Source organism: Humibacter ginsengiterrae (genome assembly GCF_054780115.1).
Window position 1 is genome coordinate 45,506 of sequence record NZ_BAAGWY010000009.1, and the last position, 20,279, is coordinate 65,784.

The 20,279-nt window shown below is 67.5% G+C and carries 17 protein-coding genes; 10 read left to right on the forward strand and 7 right to left on the reverse strand.

All coding sequences use genetic code 11. The features are described from left to right. The first annotated feature begins 70 nt into the window (after positions 1-70). The 3 genes from ACYVII_RS11955 (at position 71) to ACYVII_RS11965 (ending at position 3,220) form a co-directional block, all read left to right on the forward strand. Positions 71-1,012 carry an ABC transporter ATP-binding protein gene (locus ACYVII_RS11955; protein ID WP_460535261.1) on the forward strand — a complete coding sequence of 314 codons (942 nt, stop codon included), beginning with the start codon at positions 71-73 and terminating at the stop codon, positions 1,010-1,012. Beyond that, positions 1,009-2,625, forward strand: coding sequence for an ABC transporter permease (locus tag ACYVII_RS11960; RefSeq protein WP_460535263.1), 1,617 nt, complete (start codon positions 1,009-1,011; stop codon positions 2,623-2,625). Before ACYVII_RS11955 ends, ACYVII_RS11960 begins: the two co-directional genes overlap by 4 nt. 133 nt (positions 2,626-2,758) lie before the next feature. Next, positions 2,759-3,220 (forward strand): GbsR/MarR family transcriptional regulator, encoded by a 462-nt coding sequence (locus tag ACYVII_RS11965; protein ID WP_460535265.1) that lies wholly within the window; start codon positions 2,759-2,761, stop codon positions 3,218-3,220. A 10-nt stretch (positions 3,221-3,230) separates the two neighbouring features. On the opposite strand, the gene ACYVII_RS11970 is transcribed toward ACYVII_RS11965, so the two are convergent. Genes ACYVII_RS11970 through ACYVII_RS11985 form a run of 4 tightly spaced genes read right to left on the reverse strand, consistent with a single transcriptional unit; the run spans position 3,231 to position 8,654 of the window. After that, complete coding sequence (locus ACYVII_RS11970) at positions 3,231-4,229, reverse strand: ABC transporter permease (RefSeq protein WP_460535267.1); 999 nt, start codon at positions 4,227-4,229, stop codon at positions 3,231-3,233. After that, positions 4,226-5,161, reverse strand: a complete 936-nt coding sequence (locus ACYVII_RS11975) for an ABC transporter permease (RefSeq protein WP_460535269.1) — start codon at positions 5,159-5,161, stop codon at positions 4,226-4,228. Before ACYVII_RS11975 ends, ACYVII_RS11970 begins: the two co-directional genes overlap by 4 nt. Further along, positions 5,158-7,002 carry a dipeptide ABC transporter ATP-binding protein gene (locus ACYVII_RS11980; protein ID WP_460535271.1) on the reverse strand — a complete coding sequence of 615 codons (1,845 nt, stop codon included), beginning with the start codon at positions 7,000-7,002 and terminating at the stop codon, positions 5,158-5,160. The genes ACYVII_RS11975 and ACYVII_RS11980 overlap by 4 nt, the downstream gene beginning before the upstream one ends. Next, complete coding sequence (locus ACYVII_RS11985) at positions 6,999-8,654, reverse strand: ABC transporter substrate-binding protein (protein ID WP_460535273.1); 1,656 nt, start codon at positions 8,652-8,654, stop codon at positions 6,999-7,001. Before ACYVII_RS11985 ends, ACYVII_RS11980 begins: the two co-directional genes overlap by 4 nt. Positions 8,655-8,766: 112 nt before the next feature. On the opposite strand from ACYVII_RS11985, the gene ACYVII_RS11990 reads away from it, so the two are divergent. The 7 genes from ACYVII_RS11990 to ACYVII_RS12020 all read left to right on the forward strand — a co-directional run bounded on the left by ACYVII_RS11990 (position 8,767) and on the right by ACYVII_RS12020 (position 17,391). Beyond that, positions 8,767-10,770: a M13 family metallopeptidase gene (locus ACYVII_RS11990; RefSeq protein ID WP_460535276.1), complete on the forward strand. Its 2,004-nt coding sequence runs from the start codon at positions 8,767-8,769 to the stop codon at positions 10,768-10,770. Between the two features lie 112 nt (positions 10,771-10,882). Next, complete coding sequence (locus ACYVII_RS11995; protein ID WP_460535278.1) at positions 10,883-11,791, forward strand: serine hydrolase; 909 nt, start codon at positions 10,883-10,885, stop codon at positions 11,789-11,791. Positions 11,792-12,001: 210 nt separating this feature from the next. Then, positions 12,002-13,222, forward strand: coding sequence for a branched-chain amino acid ABC transporter substrate-binding protein (locus ACYVII_RS12000; RefSeq protein ID WP_460535280.1), 1,221 nt, complete (start codon positions 12,002-12,004; stop codon positions 13,220-13,222). A gap of 129 nt (positions 13,223-13,351) precedes the next feature. After that, the gene (locus ACYVII_RS12005) at positions 13,352-14,380 is read left to right on the forward strand and encodes a branched-chain amino acid ABC transporter permease (protein ID WP_460535282.1); all 1,029 of its coding nucleotides are present in this window, start codon (positions 13,352-13,354) and stop codon (positions 14,378-14,380) included. Next, a complete protein-coding gene (locus ACYVII_RS12010; protein ID WP_460535284.1) occupies positions 14,377-15,651 on the forward strand; it encodes a branched-chain amino acid ABC transporter permease in 1,275 nt (424 codons plus the stop codon). The genes ACYVII_RS12005 and ACYVII_RS12010 overlap by 4 nt, the downstream gene beginning before the upstream one ends. Before the next feature lie 161 nt (positions 15,652-15,812). After that, positions 15,813-16,691, forward strand: a complete 879-nt coding sequence (locus ACYVII_RS12015; protein WP_460535437.1) for an ABC transporter ATP-binding protein — start codon at positions 15,813-15,815, stop codon at positions 16,689-16,691. Then, positions 16,675-17,391, forward strand: a complete 717-nt coding sequence (locus ACYVII_RS12020) for an ABC transporter ATP-binding protein (RefSeq protein ID WP_460535286.1) — start codon at positions 16,675-16,677, stop codon at positions 17,389-17,391. Before ACYVII_RS12015 ends, ACYVII_RS12020 begins: the two co-directional genes overlap by 17 nt. Before the next feature lie 122 nt (positions 17,392-17,513). On the opposite strand, the gene ACYVII_RS12025 is transcribed toward ACYVII_RS12020, so the two are convergent. From ACYVII_RS12025 to ACYVII_RS12035, 3 genes are all read right to left on the reverse strand, one after another. Beyond that, complete coding sequence (locus ACYVII_RS12025; RefSeq protein ID WP_460535288.1) at positions 17,514-18,212, reverse strand: DUF4232 domain-containing protein; 699 nt, start codon at positions 18,210-18,212, stop codon at positions 17,514-17,516. 71 nt (positions 18,213-18,283) lie between these two features. Further along, positions 18,284-18,913 (reverse strand): GNAT family N-acetyltransferase, encoded by a 630-nt coding sequence (locus ACYVII_RS12030; protein ID WP_460535290.1) that lies wholly within the window; start codon positions 18,911-18,913, stop codon positions 18,284-18,286. Between the two features lie 50 nt (positions 18,914-18,963). Further along, on the reverse strand, positions 18,964-20,259 hold the full coding sequence (locus ACYVII_RS12035; RefSeq protein ID WP_460535292.1) for a glutamyl-tRNA reductase: 1,296 nt from the start codon (positions 20,257-20,259) through the stop codon (positions 18,964-18,966). Between the last annotated feature and the right edge of the window lie 20 nt (positions 20,260-20,279).

A 20,279-nucleotide genomic window follows, 5' to 3' on the forward strand; every position in this document is an offset into this window, starting at 1 on the left:
GCACGGGTTGGGCGTATGGATTCCGTTAGGAAGATTCACAAATTTGTGAATTGAGCGTAGCGTCACGTCCATGACCTCAGTGATAGAGACCCGCGGGCTGCAGAAGCGGTTCGGTCGGGTCCAGGCTCTCGACGGGCTCGACCTCACAGTGGGTGAAGGCGAGGTGCACGGGTTCCTCGGGCCGAACGGCGCGGGCAAGACCACGACCATCCGTGTGCTCCTCGGACTGATCCACGCCTCAGGCGGTTCCGTGCAGGTGTTCGGTGAAGATCCGTGGGGAAAGGCGGCACGACTGCACGAGCGCATCGCGTACGTGCCCGGTGATGTGGCCCTGTGGCCCAACCTGAGCGGCGGCGAGATCATCGACCTCATCGCCCGGCTGCGCGGCACGAACACGAGATCCGCCGACTACGTGGCGCGACGCGACCGGCTGGTCGAGGCGTTCCAGCTCGATCCGCGCAAGAAGTCGCGCACGTACTCGAAGGGCAACCGGCAGAAGGTGGCGCTCGTCGCCGCGTTCGCGACGCCCGCGGAGCTCTACATCCTTGACGAACCCACGAGCGGCCTCGACCCGGTGATGGAGGCGGTGTTCTCCGAGCAGGTGGCGCGCATCGCGAAGGATGACGGCGCGAGCATCCTGCTCTCCAGCCACATCCTCTCCGAGGTGGAGGCGTTGTGCGACGGCGTGACGATCATCCGTGCCGGAAGAGCCGTCGAGTCAGGCACGCTCGCCGACATGCGGCACCTCACGCGCACCGAGATCTCGTTCGCCGCCGACGGCATCGACCCGGCGGTCGTCGAGTCGATCCCCGCCGCGCACGACGTCGCCGTCTCGTCCGGTCGCATCCACTTCACCGTCGACAGCGCCGCCGTCGCGTCGGTGCTCCCGCGCCTCGGTCAGCTCGACGTTCAATCGCTGACGGTCACGCCGCCGTCGCTGGAGGAACTGTTCCTGCGGCACTACGGCGACGAGATCACGGCCGCCGACAGCTCGTTGGAGGCCGTGCGATGAACGCGCTCGGAACCCTGGTGAGGTTCCGCCTTCGACGGGACCGCATGGTCGGTACGACCTGGGTCTTCGTGGTCGCTCTCAGCATCCTGTTCGTGGTGAGCGCGCTCGCATCCACCTACGGAACGCGCGAGCTGCGCCTCGGAGTGATCCAGGTGCTCACCACGAACCCCACGCTGCTCGCTGTGCGCGGGGCCCCCGACGGTGCTTCGGCCGGTTCGTTCTTCATGACCGAGATCGGCGCTTTCATGATGCTTCTCGTGGCGTTCATGAACACGTTCACCGCCGTTCGCCACACCAGAGCCGACGAGGAGCAGGGCCGCAGCGATCTGATCGTCGCCACCCGCGCCGGGCGCGTGGCGAGCACATGGGCGACGATCGTGCACGCGGTCGTGCTCAACATCGTGATGGGCCTGCTCTCGGCCCTCGTGGCCACGCTTTCCGGCTACGACGGTTACGGCTCGCTCATCCTCGGCTGGGCATTGGCCAGCACCGGCATCGCGTTCTTCGGCATCGGGCTGGTCTCCGCGCAGATCTTCTCCACCTCGCGGGCGGCGAACGGCTGGGCCATCGCGGCGATCGCGGTGTTCTGGGTGATGAACGCGGCGGCGGATTCGGGTGGCACGGCCTCCGCAGATCGCCTGCACGTCACCCCGTCCCCTGCGGTATGGTTCACCCCCGTCGGGTGGGGCCTCCGTATCCGCCCGTACACGCAGAACTACTGGTGGATCGGACTGCTCAGCGTGGCGCTCGCCGCGGTCCTGGTCGCGATCTCGTTCTGGCTGCAGTCCATTCGCGACACCTCGTCGGGGCTGGTCGCGCCGCGGAGGGGCCGCGCGTGGGCATCCGCTGCGCTTCGTGGTCCGCTCGGACTGGCATGGCGGCTGCAGCGCGGTTCGATCATCGGCTGGGGGATTGCGGCAGTCGTCGGCGGTCTTCTGATCGCCGGCCTCGGCAAGACGCTGAACGATGCCGTAGCGGCCAACCCCGAGATCGAGACGTCGTTGAAGAAGGTCGGCAGCGGCTCGGGATCGGTGCTCGAGGTGTTCCTCGGCGTGATGGTCGCGCTCATCGGGTTGCTGGTGGCGGGCGCCGCCGTGCAGACGGTCATCCGTCTGCGCCAGGAGGAGGCCGCGACCAATGCGGAGACCGTTCTCGCGACTCCCGTGAGCCGGCTGCGCTGGTACCTGTCGTTCGTGATCGTCGCGGTGGTGGCATCCGCGGTCATCCTCGTGGTGGCCGGTGCAGTGATGGGTGGCGCGCTGTCGGGACTCGACAAGCGGCTGGCCGGCGAGGCGATCGCCCTGGCGCTCGCGCAGTTGCCCGCTGTGGGCGTGTACATGGCCGTGACGGCGTTCGTGTTCGGCGTCTTTCCGAGGGCGACGACCGCGGTCGGCTGGGCCGCATTCGGCATCGGAGTCGTGCTCGGCGAATTCGGTTCCCTGCTCGGGATGCCCGACTGGGTGCGGCAGATCGCGCCGACCGACCACACGCCCACCGTTCCGCTCGGAAGTGCGGATTGGGGCGGCACCTGGATCATGGCGGCCATCGCGATCGTGCTCGTCGTGGCGGGCGCTTGGGCGTTCACCCGACGCGGCATCGTGTCGACGAGCTGAGCAGAACGGGCAGAGCGGCTGTGCCCGCCAGGCGAGGGGAGCGGACGTCCGCATCCGGCGAAAAGGCCGGGGCGGGCATCCGTCGGCGCCGACACCGGCCGCGCAAGCAGGCAGAATCGATCGGGGAGGGCACATGGCGCGAGACGAAGAGCGGGTTCAGGAGTACGTCGAGCGCGGCGCCGCGGTGCTCAACGGCGCGGGCTTTCCCCGCATGCCCTCCCGCGTTCTCATGACGCTCACCGCAGCCGAGTCCGCTCTCACCGCCGCCGAGCTCGCCGAACGTCTGAACGCGAGCCCGGCCGCGATCTCCGGTGCCGTGCGATACCTGCAGACGTTGGCGATGATCCATCGCGTCTCGCAGCCGGGAAGCAGAAGGGATGTCTACGAGCTGCCCGACAACTCCTGGTACGCCGCGACGATGGCCGAGACCCGGGTCTACGACATGATGATCGCGATCTCGGAGGACGCCGTCGACGCGGTCGGCGGTCCGGACTCGCACGCTGGGGAGAGGCTCACCGAACTGGCGGGCTTCTTCCGATTCATCCGGAAGCGCCTTCCGGCGCTCCTGGATGAATGGGCGGCCTCGCGCCGCTAGCCGTGGTGCTTCAGACGCCGGCCTTCACTCGTGGGTCGATGAAGCCGTAGACCAGGTCGACGATGAAGTTCGCGATCACGATGAGGAACGCCGCGAACAGCGTGAAGCCCACCACGAGCTGCAGGTCGAGCTGGTGCACGGCGTCGATGAGCAGCGCGCCGAGCCCCTGCATCGAGAACACCTTCTCGGCGATCACGGCACCGCCGAGCAGCGCCCCCAGGTCGAGCCCGAAGATCGTGACGACCGGGATGAGCGCGTTCCGCAGCCCGTGCCTGAGCACCACCCGCGGCTCGCGAAGGCCTTTGGCCCGTGCGGTGCGAATGTAGTCCTCGCCCATCGCCTCGATCATCTGGCCCCGGGTGAGCCTGGCGTAGATCGCCGAGGAGATGAACGCCAGCGTGAACCACGGCAGCAGCAGATGCAGGAACCACTGCACCGGATCCTGGGTGAACGGTATGTAACCGCCTGTCGGCAGCCATCCGAGGGTGAAACCGAACACCAGGATCGCCAGCAGGCCGACGAGATAGCTCGGCGCTGACACTCCCGCGATCGCCAGCGTCATCACGCTGCGATCCACGAACGTGCCGCGCTTCAAAGCCGAGATCACGCCGCCGGCCACGCCGATGATGAGCCACAGGATGGCCGCCCCCACCGCGATCGACGCCGTCACCGGAAAGCGCGACAGGATCAGGTCGGTGACAGCAGCGTTCTGCTGGAACGAGTAGCCGAAGCATGGTGCGGAGCACACGACGGCCGCCTCGCCGGAGCCGAACGTGCGGCCCACCACGATCCCGGAGAGGAAGTCCCAGAGCTGCCGCCACCACGGCAGATTCGTGCCCATGAACTCCTTCGCCCGCTCGAGGTTGTCGGGCGTGCACGGCTTGCCGCAGCTGAGTTGCGCGGGGTTCGTGGGCAACAGGTAGAAGATCGCGTACGTGATGGCGGCGACCACCAGCAGCACGACGACCATGCCGAGCAGGCGCAGGAGTATGAAGCGGAGCATCCTCATCGGCGGCGCGCCTTCGGGTCGAGCGCATCGCGCAGGCCGTCGCCCACGACATTGAACGCGAGGGTGATCAGGAACAGTGCGGCGCCGGGAAACACGAGGTACATCGCATCGGTCTGCACCCAGCCGACCGCGTCGCCGATCGTGCGGCCGAGGGAGGGCGTCGGCGGCGGAACGCCGACGCCGAGGAACGAGAGCGCGGCCTCGAACCCGATCATGCTGGGCACGAGGATGGTCGTGTAGACGATGATCGTGGCGGTCACGTTGGGCAGCACCTGGCTCAGCGCCACCCGCCACGGGCCTGCGCCCATCGCGGTGGATGCCACCACGAACGTGCGCTCGCGCAGCGACATCACCTGCCCCCGGATGACGCGCGAGATGGGCGGCCAGCCGAAGAAGCCGATCACGAGCACCATGAACAGCGGCCGCGGGAACGAGCTCGGCACGATCGCGGTGAGCGCGATGATGAAGATCAGCACCGGGAAGCCGAACATCACGTCGACGACGCGGCTGAGGACGCGGTCGTACCATCCGCCGAAGAAGCCGGTGGTGAGGCCGACGAGCACGCCGATCAGTACGGAGACGACGGTCGCGCTGACGCCGATGAGCAGCGAGGTGCGGGCGCCGTAGACCACGATCGAGAACAGGTCGCGGCCGGTGAGCGGCTCGACGCCGAACCAGTGAGACCAGCTGATGCCGCCGGCAGCGCCCTTCGGCGCCCCGGAGTCGTCGAGCAGGCTCAGATGGTACGTGTACGGGTTCTGTCCGTTGATGCCGGTGATCAGCGGGGCGAAGATCCCGACCAGCACGAACACGACGATCGCCACGACTCCGGCGGTCGCCCACGGGTCGTGCGCGATACTGCGCACCACGTGCCCGAAGCCGGTCTTGCGTGAGACGACGGCCTCGCCCTCGACGGTGTTGGCGGTCGTCATCCCTCCTCCGTCCCCTCGCTCCGTGCACCGGCGACGGATGCCTGCAGCGCGGCTGCGTCGAGTCCGACCGGCTCCGCTTCGGCGTTCTCGACCTCCAGCCACGCCTCGCGGCGCCGCCGCTGCTCGCCGGGATCGGCCACCGGGGCCGCAGCGAGGAGGCGCAGCGTGTACGCCTGGGTCGGCGCGCTCAGCACCTGCTCGGTTGGCCCCGCCTCCACGAGCCGGCCGGCTCGCATCACGGCGACGGAGTCGGCCAGCTCTTGCACGACGGCGAGGTCGTGGCTGATGAACAGGCAGGCGAAGCCGATCTGCTCGCGCAGCTCGCCGAGCAGCTCGAGGATGCGCGCCTGTACGGAGACATCCAGCGCACTGGTCGGCTCGTCGGCGATGAGCAGCGACGGGCCGAGCGCCACAGCCCTCGCGATCGCGACGCGCTGGCGCTGTCCGCCCGAGAGTTCGTGCGGGTAACGGGAGGTGTACGAGCGCGGCAGTCGCACCGCCTCGAGAAGATCGGCGACCCGGGACCGGCGGGTGGCGGCATCCTGCGCGGTATGCAGCCGCAGCGGCTCGGCGATCGCCTGCCCGACGGTGTAGCGCGGGTTCAGCGACGACGCCGGGTCTTGGAACACAAAGCCGACATCGCGCCGCACCCGGCGCAGGTCCTTGGCCGACGCCTTCGACAGGTCGACGCCGGCCACCGTGATCGAGCCGGAGGTGAGCGGCACGAGTCCGGCGAGGGCGCGGCCGAGCGTCGACTTGCCGGAACCGGACTCGCCGACCAGCCCGAGCGTCGTTCCGCGGGCGATCCCGATGCTCACGCCGTCGACCGCCGCCAGTGGCGGCCGCCCCCACGCGCCGCCGTAGGTGACGACGGCGCTCTGCACGTCGACGACCAGAGAGGTGGCTCGCGATCCGGCCTCACGCTCGCTCAGGTCGTCGTTCTCGTGGCCTCCGGACACGGCCGCCGACGAGAACTGCGAACTGAGCGGTGCACGTTCGGCCGACTCGGCGACCGCCTCGACCCGCAGCCGCTCCAGCCGCGGGACGGCCCCCAGCAGTTCGCGCGTGTATTCGGCATGCGGATGCGCGAACAGCTCGACGGCATGCGCGCGCTCCACGACCTCGCCGGCGCGCATCACCACGACGTCATCGGCGAGGTCGGCGACCACGCCCATGTCGTGTGTGATGAGCAGCACTGCCGTACCGACGGTGTCGCGCAGCGACCGGATCAACTCGAGGATGCCCGCCTGCACCGTGACATCCAGCGCCGTCGTCGGCTCGTCCGCGATCAGTGCGACCGGCTCGCACGAGATCGCCATGGCGATCATCGCCCGCTGAAGCTGTCCGCCGGAGAGCTGGTGCGGATACGAATGCGCGATGCGTCGCGGATCGGTGATGCCGACGGCCGTGAGCAGCTCCCGTATCCGAGAGCGCAACTCGTGCCGCGGCGTGTGCGGGTGGTGCGCCCGTATCGCCTCGGCGATCTGCCACCCGATGCGGTACATCGGGTCGAACGCGCTCATCGGCTCCTGGAAGATCGTGCCGATCCGGTTTCCGCGCACCCGGCGGAGGCTGCGGGAATCCGCTCCGATCAGCTCCTCGCCCTGAAGCCGGATGCTCCCCGTCGCCCGCGCGCTGGCGGGCAGCAGCCCGAGTACCGACATGGCCGTCACGGACTTGCCCGAGCCGGACTCGCCGACGAGCGCGAGCACTCTGCCCTGGTGCAGCGTGAAGCTCACATCGTCGACGACCGTGCGTCTGGACGCGTCGCGGCCGTCCTGGTCGGCGAACGAGACGGAGAGCCCGTCCACCGCCAGGACGTCCGGGTGGTGCTGTATCACTTGCTCAGCGTCACCTTGAGGTAGTTCGGGTACGCCGGGAACGAGGCGACGAAGAAGTTCTGCACGTTCGCGCCGCGCAGGAACGACTGCTTCGAGTACGTCAGCGGCACGACCGGTGCGTCCTGCATGATGCGCTTGTCGGCCTGTGCCCACAACGCCTCCGCCTTCGACGCGTCGACCTCACCGGTCGCCTGCGCGATCAGCTGGTCGACCTCGGGGTTGGAGTAGCGCGACAGGTTGTACCCGCCGCCACCGATCTGGCTCGAGGCGAACAGGGGCTGGATGTTGCCGTTCGCACTCGGGAAGTCGGGCTGCCACCCGCCCAGGATGAGGTCGTAGTCCGGGTTCGCCTCGGTCGTGGCCTCGGTGTACATCGTCAGCTCGTCCATGGGCTTGATCGTGACGGTGATGCCGGCCCGCTGGATGCCCTGCTGCAGCGCCTGCGCCTGCGCCTGGCTCGACGAGTCGTTCGCCGCCCACAGGGTGAGGTTCAGCCCCGTCGAGTGTCCGGCCTCCTTCAGCAGCTCCTTGGCCTTGGCGACGTTGCCGTCGTCACCCGACGGGTACAGGTTGTAGCTGACGCGCCCGGGGATGCCTGGCGTGATCAGCGTCGTCGCCCGGATGGCGGCCTGGCTGCCGCCCTGCGCGATGATGAAGGCCTTCGGGTCGACCGAGTACTCGATCGCCTGCCGCACCTTGAGGTCGGTGAGCGCCCCGCGCTGCGTGTTCATCGCCAGATAGTTGATCGGGCCGGCCTGCGAGGTGACCAGCCGCTTCTTGGCATCCGGGTTCTTGTTGACCAGCGAAAGCTGCGCTGCGCCGAGGTAGTCGGACATGAATGACGTCTTGGCGCTGCCCACGTCGGAGATCAGGCTCTGCGCGCTGGTCGCGAGATCCTGGCTCTCCTTGAACACGATCTCGTCCGGTCCGCCGGAGCGCACCGGGTCGGTCTTCGCGTTCCAGTACTTGTTGCGCACGAGCGTGAGCTGCGTGCCGTTCTTGTTCGACTGCACCTCGTACGGGCCGGACGCGACGGGCTTCTCGCCGTAGGTCTTCGGGTCGTCCTTCGCCTTCGGCACGGGGGCGAACGCCGGCATCGACGCGATCCACGGCCAGTCGCCGTATGAGGAGTTGAGGTGGAAGACGATGGTCTTGGGGTTGGGAGTCTGGATCGACGCGAGGTCGCCGCCGGTGTACGGGCCCTTGTAGTCCGCGCCGCCGACGAGGAGCGACTTGTGGTAGCTCAAGCCGCCGGAGAGTTCAGGGGCGAACGAGCGCTCGACGCCGTACTTGATGTCCTGAGACGTGATGGGCGTGCCGTCGGAGAACTTCAGGCCGCTCTTCAGGGTGTACGTCCAGGTCTTGCCGCCGTCGCTGGCGACGCCGGTGTTCGTGGCGAGGTCGGGAACCACCTTCGCCGGTTTGCCCGGCTCGATGTCCCACGTGGTGAGCCGGCGTTCGATGAGCCCGAGAGTCGTGATCGCGAGGTTCTGGCTTTTCGCCGGATCGAGGTTGATCTGCGTCTGCTGCGTGAGGATGGTCAGCGTTCCGCCGGAGCTCGATGCACCGCTCGTGGAACCGGATGCCGTGCATCCGGTGAGCAGGAGCGCTGCGGCGGCCGCGACGGCGACCGCGCCCTTCAGGTGTTTCATACTTCAACTCTCGTTCTCTTACCGCCTGGCTGTCGAATCGTGTGAACGTGTGTAGCACCCGGTAACTTCCCGTCGGCGCTGAACCCGTCGTCGCTCGCCTAATCTGGAAGACATGAGTGACGCGGCGCAGAAGCCGGAGCAGACGCCGGACGACGGGGCATCCGTTCTTGCCTCCGGCATCCTGACCGATGAGCTGGATGCTGGCATCCGGCCCCAGGACGACCTGTTCCGGCACGTGAACGGCAAGTGGACGACACGCACCGACATTCCCTCTGACAAGGCCAGGTGGGGATCGTTCATGATCCTCGCCGAGCAGTCGGAGAAGGCCGTAAGGGAGATCATCGACGACGCCCAGCGCGCCGAGGAGGGCACAGAGGCGCGCAAGTTCGGCGACCTGTTCTCCAGCTTCATGGACACCGAGCGCATCGAGAAGCTCGGTATCTCGCCCGTGGAGTCGCGCCTGGCGCTGGCCGGGAACATCCGCTCCATCCCGCATCTGCTCGAAGCCATCGGACGCCTGGAGAAGAGCGGGCTCAGCGGTTTCTACCAGCTGTTCGTCGACAACGACCCCGGCGATCCGGAGCGCTACCTCGTGTTCGTCGAGCAGGGCGGCATCTCGCTGCCCGACGAGAGCTACTACCGCGAGCCGAAGTTCGCGTCGGTGCGTGCCGCCTTCCTCGCGCACGTGCAGCGCATGTTCGAGCTGGCGGGCGTGCCGGAGGCGCCGCGCCGCGCGCAGAACGTGTTCGACCTCGAGACCGACATCGCCAAGGCGCACTGGGACAACGTCGCCAGCCGCGACAGCGAGAAGACGTACAACCTCTACAACTGGAGGGATGCCGCCTCCCTGGCCAGCGGCGTCGACCTCGGCGCCTGGCTGAAGGCCCTCGGCGCGCCGGACGGCGCCTTCGATGAGGTGGTACTGCGCCAGCCGAGCTTCACCGCCGGGCTCGGCTCGCTGCTGCGCGAGCAGCGCCTGGCCCAGTGGCGCGACTGGCTGCGCTGGCGGGTGCTTCACGATGCGGCTCCGTACCTGAGCGGCGATTTCGTGAACCAGAACTTCGACTTCTACGGGCGCACCCTCACCGGTACGCCGAAGATCCGCGAACGGTGGAAGCGCGGTGTGTCGCTGGTGGAGGGCGCGATGGGCGAGGCCGTCGGCCGCGTCTACGTCGAGCGCCACTTCCCGCCGGAGTCGAAGCGTCGCATGGACATCCTCGTCGGCAACCTGGTCGATGCGTACCGGCAGTCGATCCGCACGCTGGACTGGATGGGCGAGAAGACCCGGAACCGCGCGCTCGAGAAGCTGTCGAAGTTCACGCCGAAGATCGGCTACCCGGTCAAGTGGCGCGACTACTCCGGCCTGATGACCGATCCCACCGACCTGATGGGCAATGTGCGGCGCGCTGCGGAGTTCGAGTTCCGGCGCGAGCTCGACAAGATCGGCAAGCCGATCGACCGCGACGAGTGGTTCATGACGCCGCAGACGATCAACGCCTACTACAACCCGGGGTTCAACGAGATCGTGTTCCCTGCCGCGATGCTGCAGTACCCGTTCTTCGATCCGAACCGGGATGACGCTGCCAACTACGGAGCGATCGGCGCGGTGATCGGTCACGAGATCGGGCACGGATTCGATGACCAGGGTTCGAAGTTCGACGGCAACGGCAAGCTCGCCGACTGGTGGACGACGGATGACCGCCGTGCGTTCGAGAAGCGCACGCGCGCGCTGATCGCCCAGTACAACGCGCTCGCTCCCGCGCAGGTGCCGCAGTATCACGTGAACGGCGCGCTCACGATCGGCGAGAACATCGGCGATCTCGGCGGCCTCGGCATCGCCTGGAAGGCGTACCTGCTGTCGCTGAACGGTGCCGAACCGCCGGTGATCGACGGGCTGTCGGGCGCTGAGCGGTTCTTCCTCTCCTGGGCGCAGGCCTGGCAGCAGAAGAGCCGTGACGAGGAGGTCATCCGCTTGCTCGCGATCGACCCGCACTCGCCGAACGAGTTCCGGTGCAACCAGATCGTGCGCAACATCGACGCGTTCTACGACGCATTCGATGTGCAGCCGACGGATGCACTATGGCTATCCCCTGAGCACCGCGTGCACATCTGGTGACTCACGGCCCGGGGGGCTCGCGGCGTGGTTTGATGTAAGCACGCCAGGATGCCGCGACGGGGGACGCGGCATCCATTCCAGCAGCACGAAGCTTCGAGGACCGAACAAGACCGTGAGCGCCCCCGTCCAAGGCTCAGAACGCCGATCCAGGCATGCGGGCGGGCGACGCGGCAAACACCGGGGGCGCGAGCCAGGAGACAGCTTCGCCAGGGGCTTCGCGGCTCTCGGGGAGCTTGCGCTCGCCGGTGTGCAGGTATCCGCAAGGGCCATCGACCTCACGACCGGTGCCGTGCTGTTCTCGGTCGACGACCACGTGGTCATGCCTACCGCGTCGATCGGCAAGGTGCTGCTGCTCATCGAGGTGGCCGCGAGGCTCGAGGCGCGCGACACGAGCGCGCTGAGCCTCGTCGACCGGTTGGAAACGGATGCCGTGGGCGACTCCGGAATCTGGCAGCACCTTGTCGCTCCCTCGCTTCCGTTGGCCGATCTGGCGGTCCTCGTCGGCGCAGCCAGCGACAACCTCGCCACGAATGTGCTGCTGCGCCGGGTGGGGCTCGAGTCGGTGAGCGCGCGCACCGAACAGCTCGGTCTGCGTCAGACCGCGATGCTCGATCTGGTGCGCGACCATCGGGGACCGGATGACGCACCGCAGCTCTCCGTGGGAAGCGCCAAGGAGCTCACCTGGCTGTTCGCGTCGCTCGCCAGGGGTGAGGTCGTGGATGCCGGAACGAGCAAGCGCGTCGTGGGGTGGCTCTCGCTGAACCACGACCTCTCGATGGTGGCGAGCGCTTTCGGGCTCGACCCGCTGGCGCATCGCGGTCCGGACCACGGCCTGCTGCTGATGAACAAGACGGGCGCAGACGCCGGTGTGCGCAGCGAGGTCGGCGTGCTGCGCGGTCCGCGGGCGGGCGTCGCGTACGTGGTGTCGACATCCTTCGACGACAGGGAACTGTCTGCACGGCTCGGAGTGCTCGACGGGATGCGCGCCGTCGGCCGCGACCTGCTCGAATACGTCCACTGAATCCTGGGGCGCTCTGGTGAGCGCTGCGATGCCGCTGGCAGGGCCCGACGTGAGAGCAAGGCCGCCTTATGTGTTCACTTTGTAAAGATTTGGCACAACACTGGCCCAATGCGTTGCGGGGGGTCTGAAGACTCGTCTACGGTTCAGGACATTGCAACCGTGCAAAGGGGCACAACCCGCCCCTGGCACAGGACCTGAAAGGCAACCTCCATGGCAACCAAGAGGATCATCGGAGCGCTGGCCGCGGCAGCGGCGGTCGCGCTCCTGACGGCCGGCTGTGTGAACCAGTCGTCGACCGGGGGATCCACCTCCAGCACCAGCAAAGTCGACCTGCCGGTCCAGACGTCGATCGACGTCTCGAAGAACGCCGTGCTTCCCGCAGGCGACGGCAAGGCGAAGTGCGACAGCAACCTGACGATCGGCTACATCGGCGCGGAGACCGGCCCGAACGCGCAGCTCGGCATCAACATCTTCAACGGCGTTCAGCTGGCGATCGACCAGCACAACAAGGCGAACCCGGGCTGCCAGGTGCAGTTCAAGAAGTTCGACACCGAGGGTGACCCGGGCAAGGCTCCCGGCGTCGTGACCCAGGCGGTGAACGAGTCCGACATCATCGGTGTCGTCGGCCTTCCGTTCTCCGGCGAGTCGAAGGCGACCGGCGGAATCTTCGAGCAGGCCGGCCTCGTGCACATCACGCCATCGGCCACGAACCCGACGCTGACGCAGAACGGCTGGAAGACGTTCTTCCGTGCCCTGGGCAACGACAACGTGCAGGGTCCGGCAGCGGCGACCTTCGCGACCGACAAGCTGAAGGCCAAGAAGGTCTACGTGGTGCAGGATGACTCCGACTACGGCATCGGGCTCTCCACGGCCATCCAGAAGGCGCTCGGCTCCTCGGTCGCCGGAACCGACAAGGTGACCACCGGCCAGAAGGACTTCTCGGCCACGGTCAGCAAGATCATCAACGCGAAGCCCGACGCGGTGTTCTACTCCGGCTACTACGCCGAGGGTGCGCCGTTCGACCAGCAGCTGGTGAACAAGGGATACAAGGGCGTCTTCATCGGCCCCGACGGCGTGAAGGACGACCAGTTCATCAAGCTCGCAGGCAACGCGTCCGAGAACGCCTACTTCACCTGCCCCTGCATCCCGGGCGAGCTCATCAAGAGCTTCTCGGATGCCTACCAGTCGGCGTTCAATATGGCACCGGGAACGTACTCTGTAGAGGGCTACGACTCGGCGACCGTGCTGCTCTCCGGTATCGACAAGGGCAACACCGACCGTTCGAAGCTGCTCAACTGGGTGACGAACTACGACGCGGACGGCCTGAGCAAGCACCTCAAGTGGGACTCCACGGGTGAGCTCGCGAAGTCCGCGGTGTTCGGGTACAAGGTCGACAACGGCAAGATCGTGTCGGTCGGAGCGATCGGCTAGTCGCGCCGTTCACGTGAAGGCCGCGTCGTGGGGCGTTTCCAATCCGCCCCACGACGCGGCCATGCTTGACCCGAAACAGCCGGACCCCGACGACGTGGTCGGGGTTCGACACGGCACCGGAAGAACCACATGCTCGCCACCCTCCTCGCCCTGCCGGCGGCTCTGCCGGCATCCGTCCACGCCGATAACAGCTGGATCAACTTCGACGTTGGCTCACTCGTTCAGAATTTCTGGCCAGCGACCTTCGACGGTCTCACCTTCGGCGCCATCTACGCGCTGGTGGCTCTCGGCTACACGCTCGTCTACGGCGTTCTGAACCTCATCAACTTCGCGCACTCCGAGGTGTTCATCATGGGGTGCTACGGCGTCGTCGCGACGCTGACCACGCTCGGTTTCGGGCCGAACCCGCCGAACCTCTCGATCTGGGCGATCATCGCGAACCTCCTGCTGGCGATGATCGTCGGCATGGTGTTCTCGGTCGTGACCGCGTTCATCATCGAGCGGGTCGCCTACCGGCCACTACGGCGGCGTGGCGCGTCGAGGCTCGCGTTCCTGATCACCGCGATCGGCGCATCCTTCTCGATCCAATACATCATCTTCCTGGTGCGCGGGTCGAACGCGGAGCCGGCCGTGACGATGTTCATCCCGACGCCGGTGTTCCAGGTGTTCGGTGCGATCATCGACAGCCAGCAGCTGACGATCATCATCGCCGCCATCGTGATGATGGTCGCGACGGACCAGTACATCCGGCGCTCCCGGGTGGGTCGCGGCATTCGTGCCGTGGCACAGGATCCCGACACGGCGACGCTGATGGGCGTCAACAAGGACCGCATCATCGTCACCACGTTCGTGATCGGCGGCATCCTCGCCGGAGCGGCGGCGCTGTTCTACGTGATGAAGGTGCCCAGCGGCGTCATCTACAACGGAGGTTTCGTGCTCGGCATCAAGGCGTTCGCCGCCGCAGTGCTCGGCGGAATCGGCAACGTGCGGGGCGCCCTGCTGGGCGGACTGCTGATCGGCGTGATCGGCAACTACGGTCAGCTGTTGCTCGGCGACTCGCAGTGGACCGACGTCGTCGCGTTCATCGTGCTGGTGCTCGTGCTGCTGGTGCGTCCGTCCGGCTTGCTCGGGCAGTCCCTTGGAAGGAGCCGCGCATGAGCGCCATCGGAGGCGGCACGCCCATGCCGACCGCTCGCAAGTCGCAGCAGCTGGTTGCGGAGGAGTCGTTCGGCGGCCGCCGGCAGTTCCTCGGCGGCTGGCGTCGTCGGTGGAACCGCATGGCGCGCTGGCAGCAGTGGCTGTTCCTCGCCATCGTGCTGGCCGCGGTCTACTACCTTCCGGTCGCCAACCCGTGGCTGATCACGACGGAGCCCGGGAACGACTTCCCGATCTCATGCTTCCAGATGGCGGTGTACGCGCTGGTGGCGGTGGGCCTGAACGTCGTGATCGGATTCGCCGGCCTGCTCGACCTCGGGTACATCGCGTTCTTCGCGATCGGGTCGTACACGGCGGCGTTCTTCACCTCGCCAGACTCGACGGCGATCCACATCCCGTACCTGTGGACGCTCCCCCTCGCCATCGGTATCGCCATGGTTTTCGGTGTGGCACTCGGCCTGCCCACACTGCGGCTACGCGGCGACTACCTGGCCATCGTGACGCTGGGGTTCGGTGAGATCATCCGCATCCTGGCCACGATCATCCCCGCCGCTCGCGGGCAGGTCGGGTTCCAGGAGGTCGGGCATCCGCCGGGAACGGATGCCCAGGGTCACGCGGTCTTCTCGGCCTCGAACGGCACCCCCTGGTACTGGCTGGCCGTGACGGTCATCGTGATCATCCTCATGTTCGTCGGCAACCTCGAGCGCAGCCGCGTGGGCCGCGCCTGGATCGCGATCCGCGAAGACGAGGACGCCGCCGAGATCATGGGCGTTCCGACGTTCAAGTTCAAGCTGTGGGCGTTCGCGATCGGCGCAGGCATCGGCGGTCTCTCGGGAGCGCTCTTCGCCGGGCAGGTGAGCTTCGTGAACAACCAGAAGTTCGACGTGGCCACCTCGATCCTGTTCGTCGCGGCCGTCGTGCTCGGCGGCTCCGGCAACAAGGTCGGCGCCATCCTGGGCGGCGCGATCGTGGCGTACATCCCGCTGCGGTTCACCGCCATCGCGGACTGGAAGTACCTCATCTTCGGCGTGCTGCTGATCGTCATGATGATCTTCCGTCCGCAGGGCCTGATCGCGGCGAAATCCCACCTGCTCACCTACTCGCGCCTGGTGGCAGACAAGGTGCGAGAGCTCAAGGAGGCACGCACGAAGCCCGGCGGCGGCACGAACCCCGGCGACGATTCGGAGGCGACAGCCGTGTGGCGTGCTCGCCCCGAGGGTGCTCCCGTCACGGGCGTCGTTCCGACCGACACCAGGGACGGAGGTGCCGAATGAGCGAGAAGAACGACGAGACACGCGACGAGCGGCCGGAACGCGTCCCCGTCGAGCACGATCCGAATCTCGGGGCGCTGCCGGAGCCCGTGCCGAACGCGGGCCCCGACGACGCCGACCTCACCGACGTCGGGCCCGACCCGACGCCGGAGGCCGACGCGGATATTCCAGCCGAGGAGGAGAACGCGGCCACGCTCGCCGAAGCCGGGGTCGATGCGGAGCTCGCCGAAGCAGCGGCGCCGGACCGGGAGATCACCGTCGAGGTCGGTGAGAAGCTCGTAGAGGTCAAGGCGGTCACGGTGAAGTTCGGTGGCCTGACGGCTCTCGACGACGTGACGTTCCACATCAACCGCGGTGAGATCCTCGGGCTGATCGGGCCGAATGGAGCGGGCAAGACGACTGCGTTCAACGCAATGACCGGCGTCTACCGTCCGACCAGCGGCGATGTGCTCATGGAGGGCGCATCGATCAAGGGCAAGAAGCAGCACAAGATCACCAGGGCGGGCCTCGCGCGCACGTTCCAGAACATCCGCCTGTTCGGCGAGATGACGGCACTGGAGAACGTCGTGGTGGGCCTGGATGCCCGCCACCGCACGAGCGTGCCAGGTGCGCTGGTGCGCAGCCGGCGCCACTACCGCGAGGAGAAGTCGTCGGTGGAGCGGGGTCTCGCCCTGCTCGAATTCGTGGGCATCGCGGATTCCGCAGACACGCTGTCGCGTCACCTGCCCTACGGCAGCCAGCGCAGGCTGGAGATCGCGCGGGCGCTGGCGACGGACCCGAAGGTGCTCTGCCTGGACGAGCCGGCCGCCGGCTTCAACCCGGCGGAGAAGGAGCAGCTGATGGAGCTCATCCGCACCATCCGCGCCGACGGCTACACCGTGCTGCTGATCGAGCACGACATGAAACTCGTGATGGGAGTCTGCGACCGCATCGTGGTGCTGGAGTTCGGAAAGAAGATCGCGGACGGATCGCCCGCCGAGGTGCGCAACGACCCTCGCGTGATCTCCGCCTACCTGGGAGAGCCCGATGACGACGCTGCTTGAACTGAACGATGTCGTGGTCTCCTATGGCCGCATCGAGGCGCTGCACGGTCTGTCGTTCACCGTCGAGGAGGGCGAGATCGTCTCGCTCATCGGTGCGAACGGTGCGGGCAAGACCACGACCATGAAGGCCATCTCCGGCCTGCTGAACCTGACCAAGGGGTCCATCCGGTTCGACGGTCAGGACATCACGAGGACGAAGGCGCACATCCGGGTCGCGAACGGCATCTCCCAATCGCCAGAGGGTCGCGGGATCTTTCCCGGGATGACCGTGCTCGAGAACCTGGACATGGGCACGTACGCTCGCAAGGACCGCACGGGTGTCAAGGCCGACTTGGAACGCGTGTTCGGGCTCTTCCCCCGGCTGGAGGAACGCAAGACGCAGGCCGGAGGCACCATGTCGGGCGGCGAGCAGCAGATGCTCGCGATCGGCCGGGCGCTGATGGGCCGGCCACGGCTCCTGCTGCTCGACGAGCCGTCGATGGGCCTCGCCCCGCAGTTCATCAAGCAGATCTTCCGCATCATCACCGAGATCAACGAGCAGGGCACCACGATCCTGCTCGTCGAGCAGAACGCGAATCAGGCTCTCGCGCGCGCCCACCGCGCGTTCGTGCTGGAGACCGGAACGATCACGCACAGCGGAACGGGCAGGGAGTTGCTGACGAACTCGGCCATCAAGGAGGCCTACCTCGGCGTCGCGTGATACCCGCACCGCCGGTTGGTTTCGTCCAAGTCGCTCAGATGGCCCTGAAGAGCCGCCCAAAAGGGCCATCTGCGCGACTTGAACCGTGGAGTGCGGCGTCCGAGAAGGCTATCGGCGACTCCCTAGTGCGGGGCGACGGGGGAGACCACCGTGAGCAGATGCACCTTGTCGTTCTGGCACGCGGTGAGGCTGGCATCCTTCACGAAGACCGACTTCGTGGAGTGCGGTGGGTAGACGCGCAAACCGTCGGCGGCGAGCGGCTGGCATTCGCTCGAGCTGTAGTTGCCCGCCTGCACGATGCGCAGGTTCGCGGCGACGGCGGAGCCCGGCTGCAGAGTGTTCTGCACGATCGGCTTGGACTGGTCCCAGTCGGCCGCGGCACCGAGTTGTGTTCCGTTGCCCTTGCCCACGAACGAGACACCGGGGAAGCCATGCAGCTCGCACGGCTTCGACGACGTGTTCGTGAAGACGATCGGCACGTAGTCGCTTCCGGCCGCGCCGCTGAACGAGCCGAGCGTCACGGAGAGGTCGCTCACCGAGCACGTCGCCACCGCACCGGATGTCTGCGTCGGCGTCGGTGTGCTGCTGTGTGTGGGAGTCGGGCTGGATGTCGTCACAGTCGGGCTCGACGTCGGCGTGACCTTGCCGCTCTGGGCGTAGACGAGCGAGGCGACCACGATGATGAGCACAACGACCACGATGGCCAGCACGATGATGGCGACCGTGCGCCCGCGGATGCCCCTGTTCGGTCCGTCGGGACCGCCGGACCCACCGCCATCCGCGTCGCCGAACGGCTCGGGGAATCCCTGCTGATCGCTCATCCACCCATGGTGCACGGATGCAGGTCACGACCGGGGCAGGCGCGCGCGAATGTCCCTTCGAGAGCCCGGAGTCAGGCGGTAACGGCCTGCGTTGCCGCGAACTCGCGGTCCAGCAGGCCGAAGATGGCGACGTCGCGCCACTCGCCGTCCACATGGTCGCGGTCACGCAGCAGTGCCTCGCGTGTCATCCCGAGAATCTCGCACAGCCGAGCGGATGCCTCGTTCGCGGCATCCAGCTCCGCGTACACCCGGTGCGCGCCCAGTTCGTCGAACGCCACCTTCAGCAGCGCCGTGGTCGCCTCCGTGGCGAAGCCGCGCCCGTGCACTGCCGGATGGAACACCCAGCCGATCTCGACCTGGGCATCCTTCGCGCTCTTCACGAACAGGCTGACGTCCCCGATCACGCGGTGCTCATCGGAGCCATCCGTCGCGCACAACTCGACCGCGAAGATGAGGCCGTCGCCGTCGTGCGCCAGTCGCTGAAGTGCGATGCGCTTCTCGAGGTTCTTCGCCGGCTCGTCGTGGTCGTGTACCTCCCAGCGCAGGTAGCGCACGACATCGGTGCGCTTCTGGTAATTCGCGCTGCGGCTCTCCAGATCGCTCTTCGTCAGCGGTCGCAGTCGCAACCGCTCGGTGGAGATCTCCCGCGTCTCGAAGGGCAGAGCCAGCAGACCGGCGTCGTTCGTCGTCTCGGAAGTCATGTGTTGTTGAAGTCCCCTCGTCGTCTCTGACGGCATCCGAGTCGCTCGGATCAGGATGCCTGGCCCTCGTCCGCAACGATACGCAGGGTCGGCCGCGCTTCCGAATCGAGCCCGAAGACGGCGTTCACGCCCTCGATGAAAGCGTCCGCGTCGCCGTCGCGCGACAGCTCGCGGGCTCGTACGGACGGCGTGTGCAGCAGCACCCCGACCAGGTGCCGCAGCGCTGCCTCGGTCTGCTCCGCCTGCTCCGGTGAGCCGCTGCGCCGCCTAGCACGTTCGATCTCCGCCTCGAGCAGGCCGAACACGTGCGTGCGCAGGGCGACCACGGCGGGCTCGGCTTCGCGCTCGTCGCCCTTGGCCGCGAACTCCGCTGCGGCGTCACCGACTATCGTTCGGGCGCGGTCGGTCGCGGTGAAGTCCTCGAGCGGCGCGTGCAGACCGATCGTCTCGAGGTCGAGCAGTTCGGTGCCGGTCACCCACGCCACGTCGCGGTCGACATTGCGAGGCAGCCCGAGATCGATCACGAGACGGTGCACCACGGCATCCGGCCGATGACTGGCCTGCTCGACGAGTTCGCGGTCGAGCAGCACGGTCGGGGCGACGCTGCACGTCACCACGAGCTCGGCCGCAGCCACCGCCTCGACGAGTCCATCGCGCTCCACCGCTTCGATGTCGTGCTTCACGGCGAACGCCTGTGCGCGTCCGGTACGCGACCACACCCGAACGTTCTCGGCGCCGCGGTCGCGGAGCGCTTTCAGGGTCGTGGCCGCGTAGTTGCCTGTGCCGACCAGCAGGATGTTCGCGCTCGCCCAGTCCGCGATCCGGCTCGCGGCGAGCTCCAGGGCGAGTCGCACGATCGACCTACCGGCCGAGCCGACCTTCGTCCCGTTCTTCACCTCGCGCGAGACCCGCGACGCGTTCTGGAACAGCCGCTCCAGGTCGCTCGTCGCGCTGCCGTGCCTGCGCGCCTTCTCGAGCGCCCGGCGCACCTGGCCCGCAATCTCGCCCTCGCCCACGACGAGCGACTCGAGGCCGCTGGCCACGGAGAACAGGTGGTCGGCGACGCCATGGTCGCGGACCACCGTGGTGGATGCCCTCAGCTCTTCGGGCGCGACGCCGGTGGCGTCGCCGATGGTGGCGAGCGCGAGGCGCGCGGCATCGGCAGCGGCGGCATCCGTCACGTCGAGGTAGGCCTCGAACCGGTTGCAGGTGGCCAGCACGACGGACCCCGCGAAGGCATCCGTGCGCGCTCGCAGTGCCGCGTCGACGTCACCCGCGTGCCGTTCGAGCCGCTCGAGCAATTCGAAGTCGGCCGTGCGATGGCTCGCGGTGAAGCAGAGAAGCACGCGTTCGATGGTACGCCGGT

Coding starts and splice junctions, on each gene's coding strand:
- ACYVII_RS11985 (WP_460535273.1), bottom strand. CDS start 8,654: ATGAAACACCTGAAGGGCGCGGTCGCCGTCGCGGCCGCCGCAGCGCTC.
- ACYVII_RS11990 (WP_460535276.1), top strand. CDS start 8,767: ATGAGTGACGCGGCGCAGAAGCCGGAGCAGACGCCGGACGACGGGGCA.
- ACYVII_RS12020 (WP_460535286.1), top strand. CDS start 16,675: ATGACGACGCTGCTTGAACTGAACGATGTCGTGGTCTCCTATGGCCGC.
- ACYVII_RS12005 (WP_460535282.1), top strand. CDS start 13,352: ATGCTCGCCACCCTCCTCGCCCTGCCGGCGGCTCTGCCGGCATCCGTC.
- ACYVII_RS11965 (WP_460535265.1), top strand. CDS start 2,759: ATGGCGCGAGACGAAGAGCGGGTTCAGGAGTACGTCGAGCGCGGCGCC.
- ACYVII_RS11960 (WP_460535263.1), top strand. CDS start 1,009: ATGAACGCGCTCGGAACCCTGGTGAGGTTCCGCCTTCGACGGGACCGC.
- ACYVII_RS11970 (WP_460535267.1), bottom strand. CDS start 4,229: ATGAGGATGCTCCGCTTCATACTCCTGCGCCTGCTCGGCATGGTCGTC.
- ACYVII_RS12000 (WP_460535280.1), top strand. CDS start 12,002: ATGGCAACCAAGAGGATCATCGGAGCGCTGGCCGCGGCAGCGGCGGTC.
- ACYVII_RS12025 (WP_460535288.1), bottom strand. CDS start 18,212: ATGAGCGATCAGCAGGGATTCCCCGAGCCGTTCGGCGACGCGGATGGC.
- ACYVII_RS11975 (WP_460535269.1), bottom strand. CDS start 5,161: ATGACGACCGCCAACACCGTCGAGGGCGAGGCCGTCGTCTCACGCAAG.
- ACYVII_RS12030 (WP_460535290.1), bottom strand. CDS start 18,913: ATGACTTCCGAGACGACGAACGACGCCGGTCTGCTGGCTCTGCCCTTC.
- ACYVII_RS12010 (WP_460535284.1), top strand. CDS start 14,377: ATGAGCGCCATCGGAGGCGGCACGCCCATGCCGACCGCTCGCAAGTCG.
- ACYVII_RS11955 (WP_460535261.1), top strand. CDS start 71: ATGACCTCAGTGATAGAGACCCGCGGGCTGCAGAAGCGGTTCGGTCGG.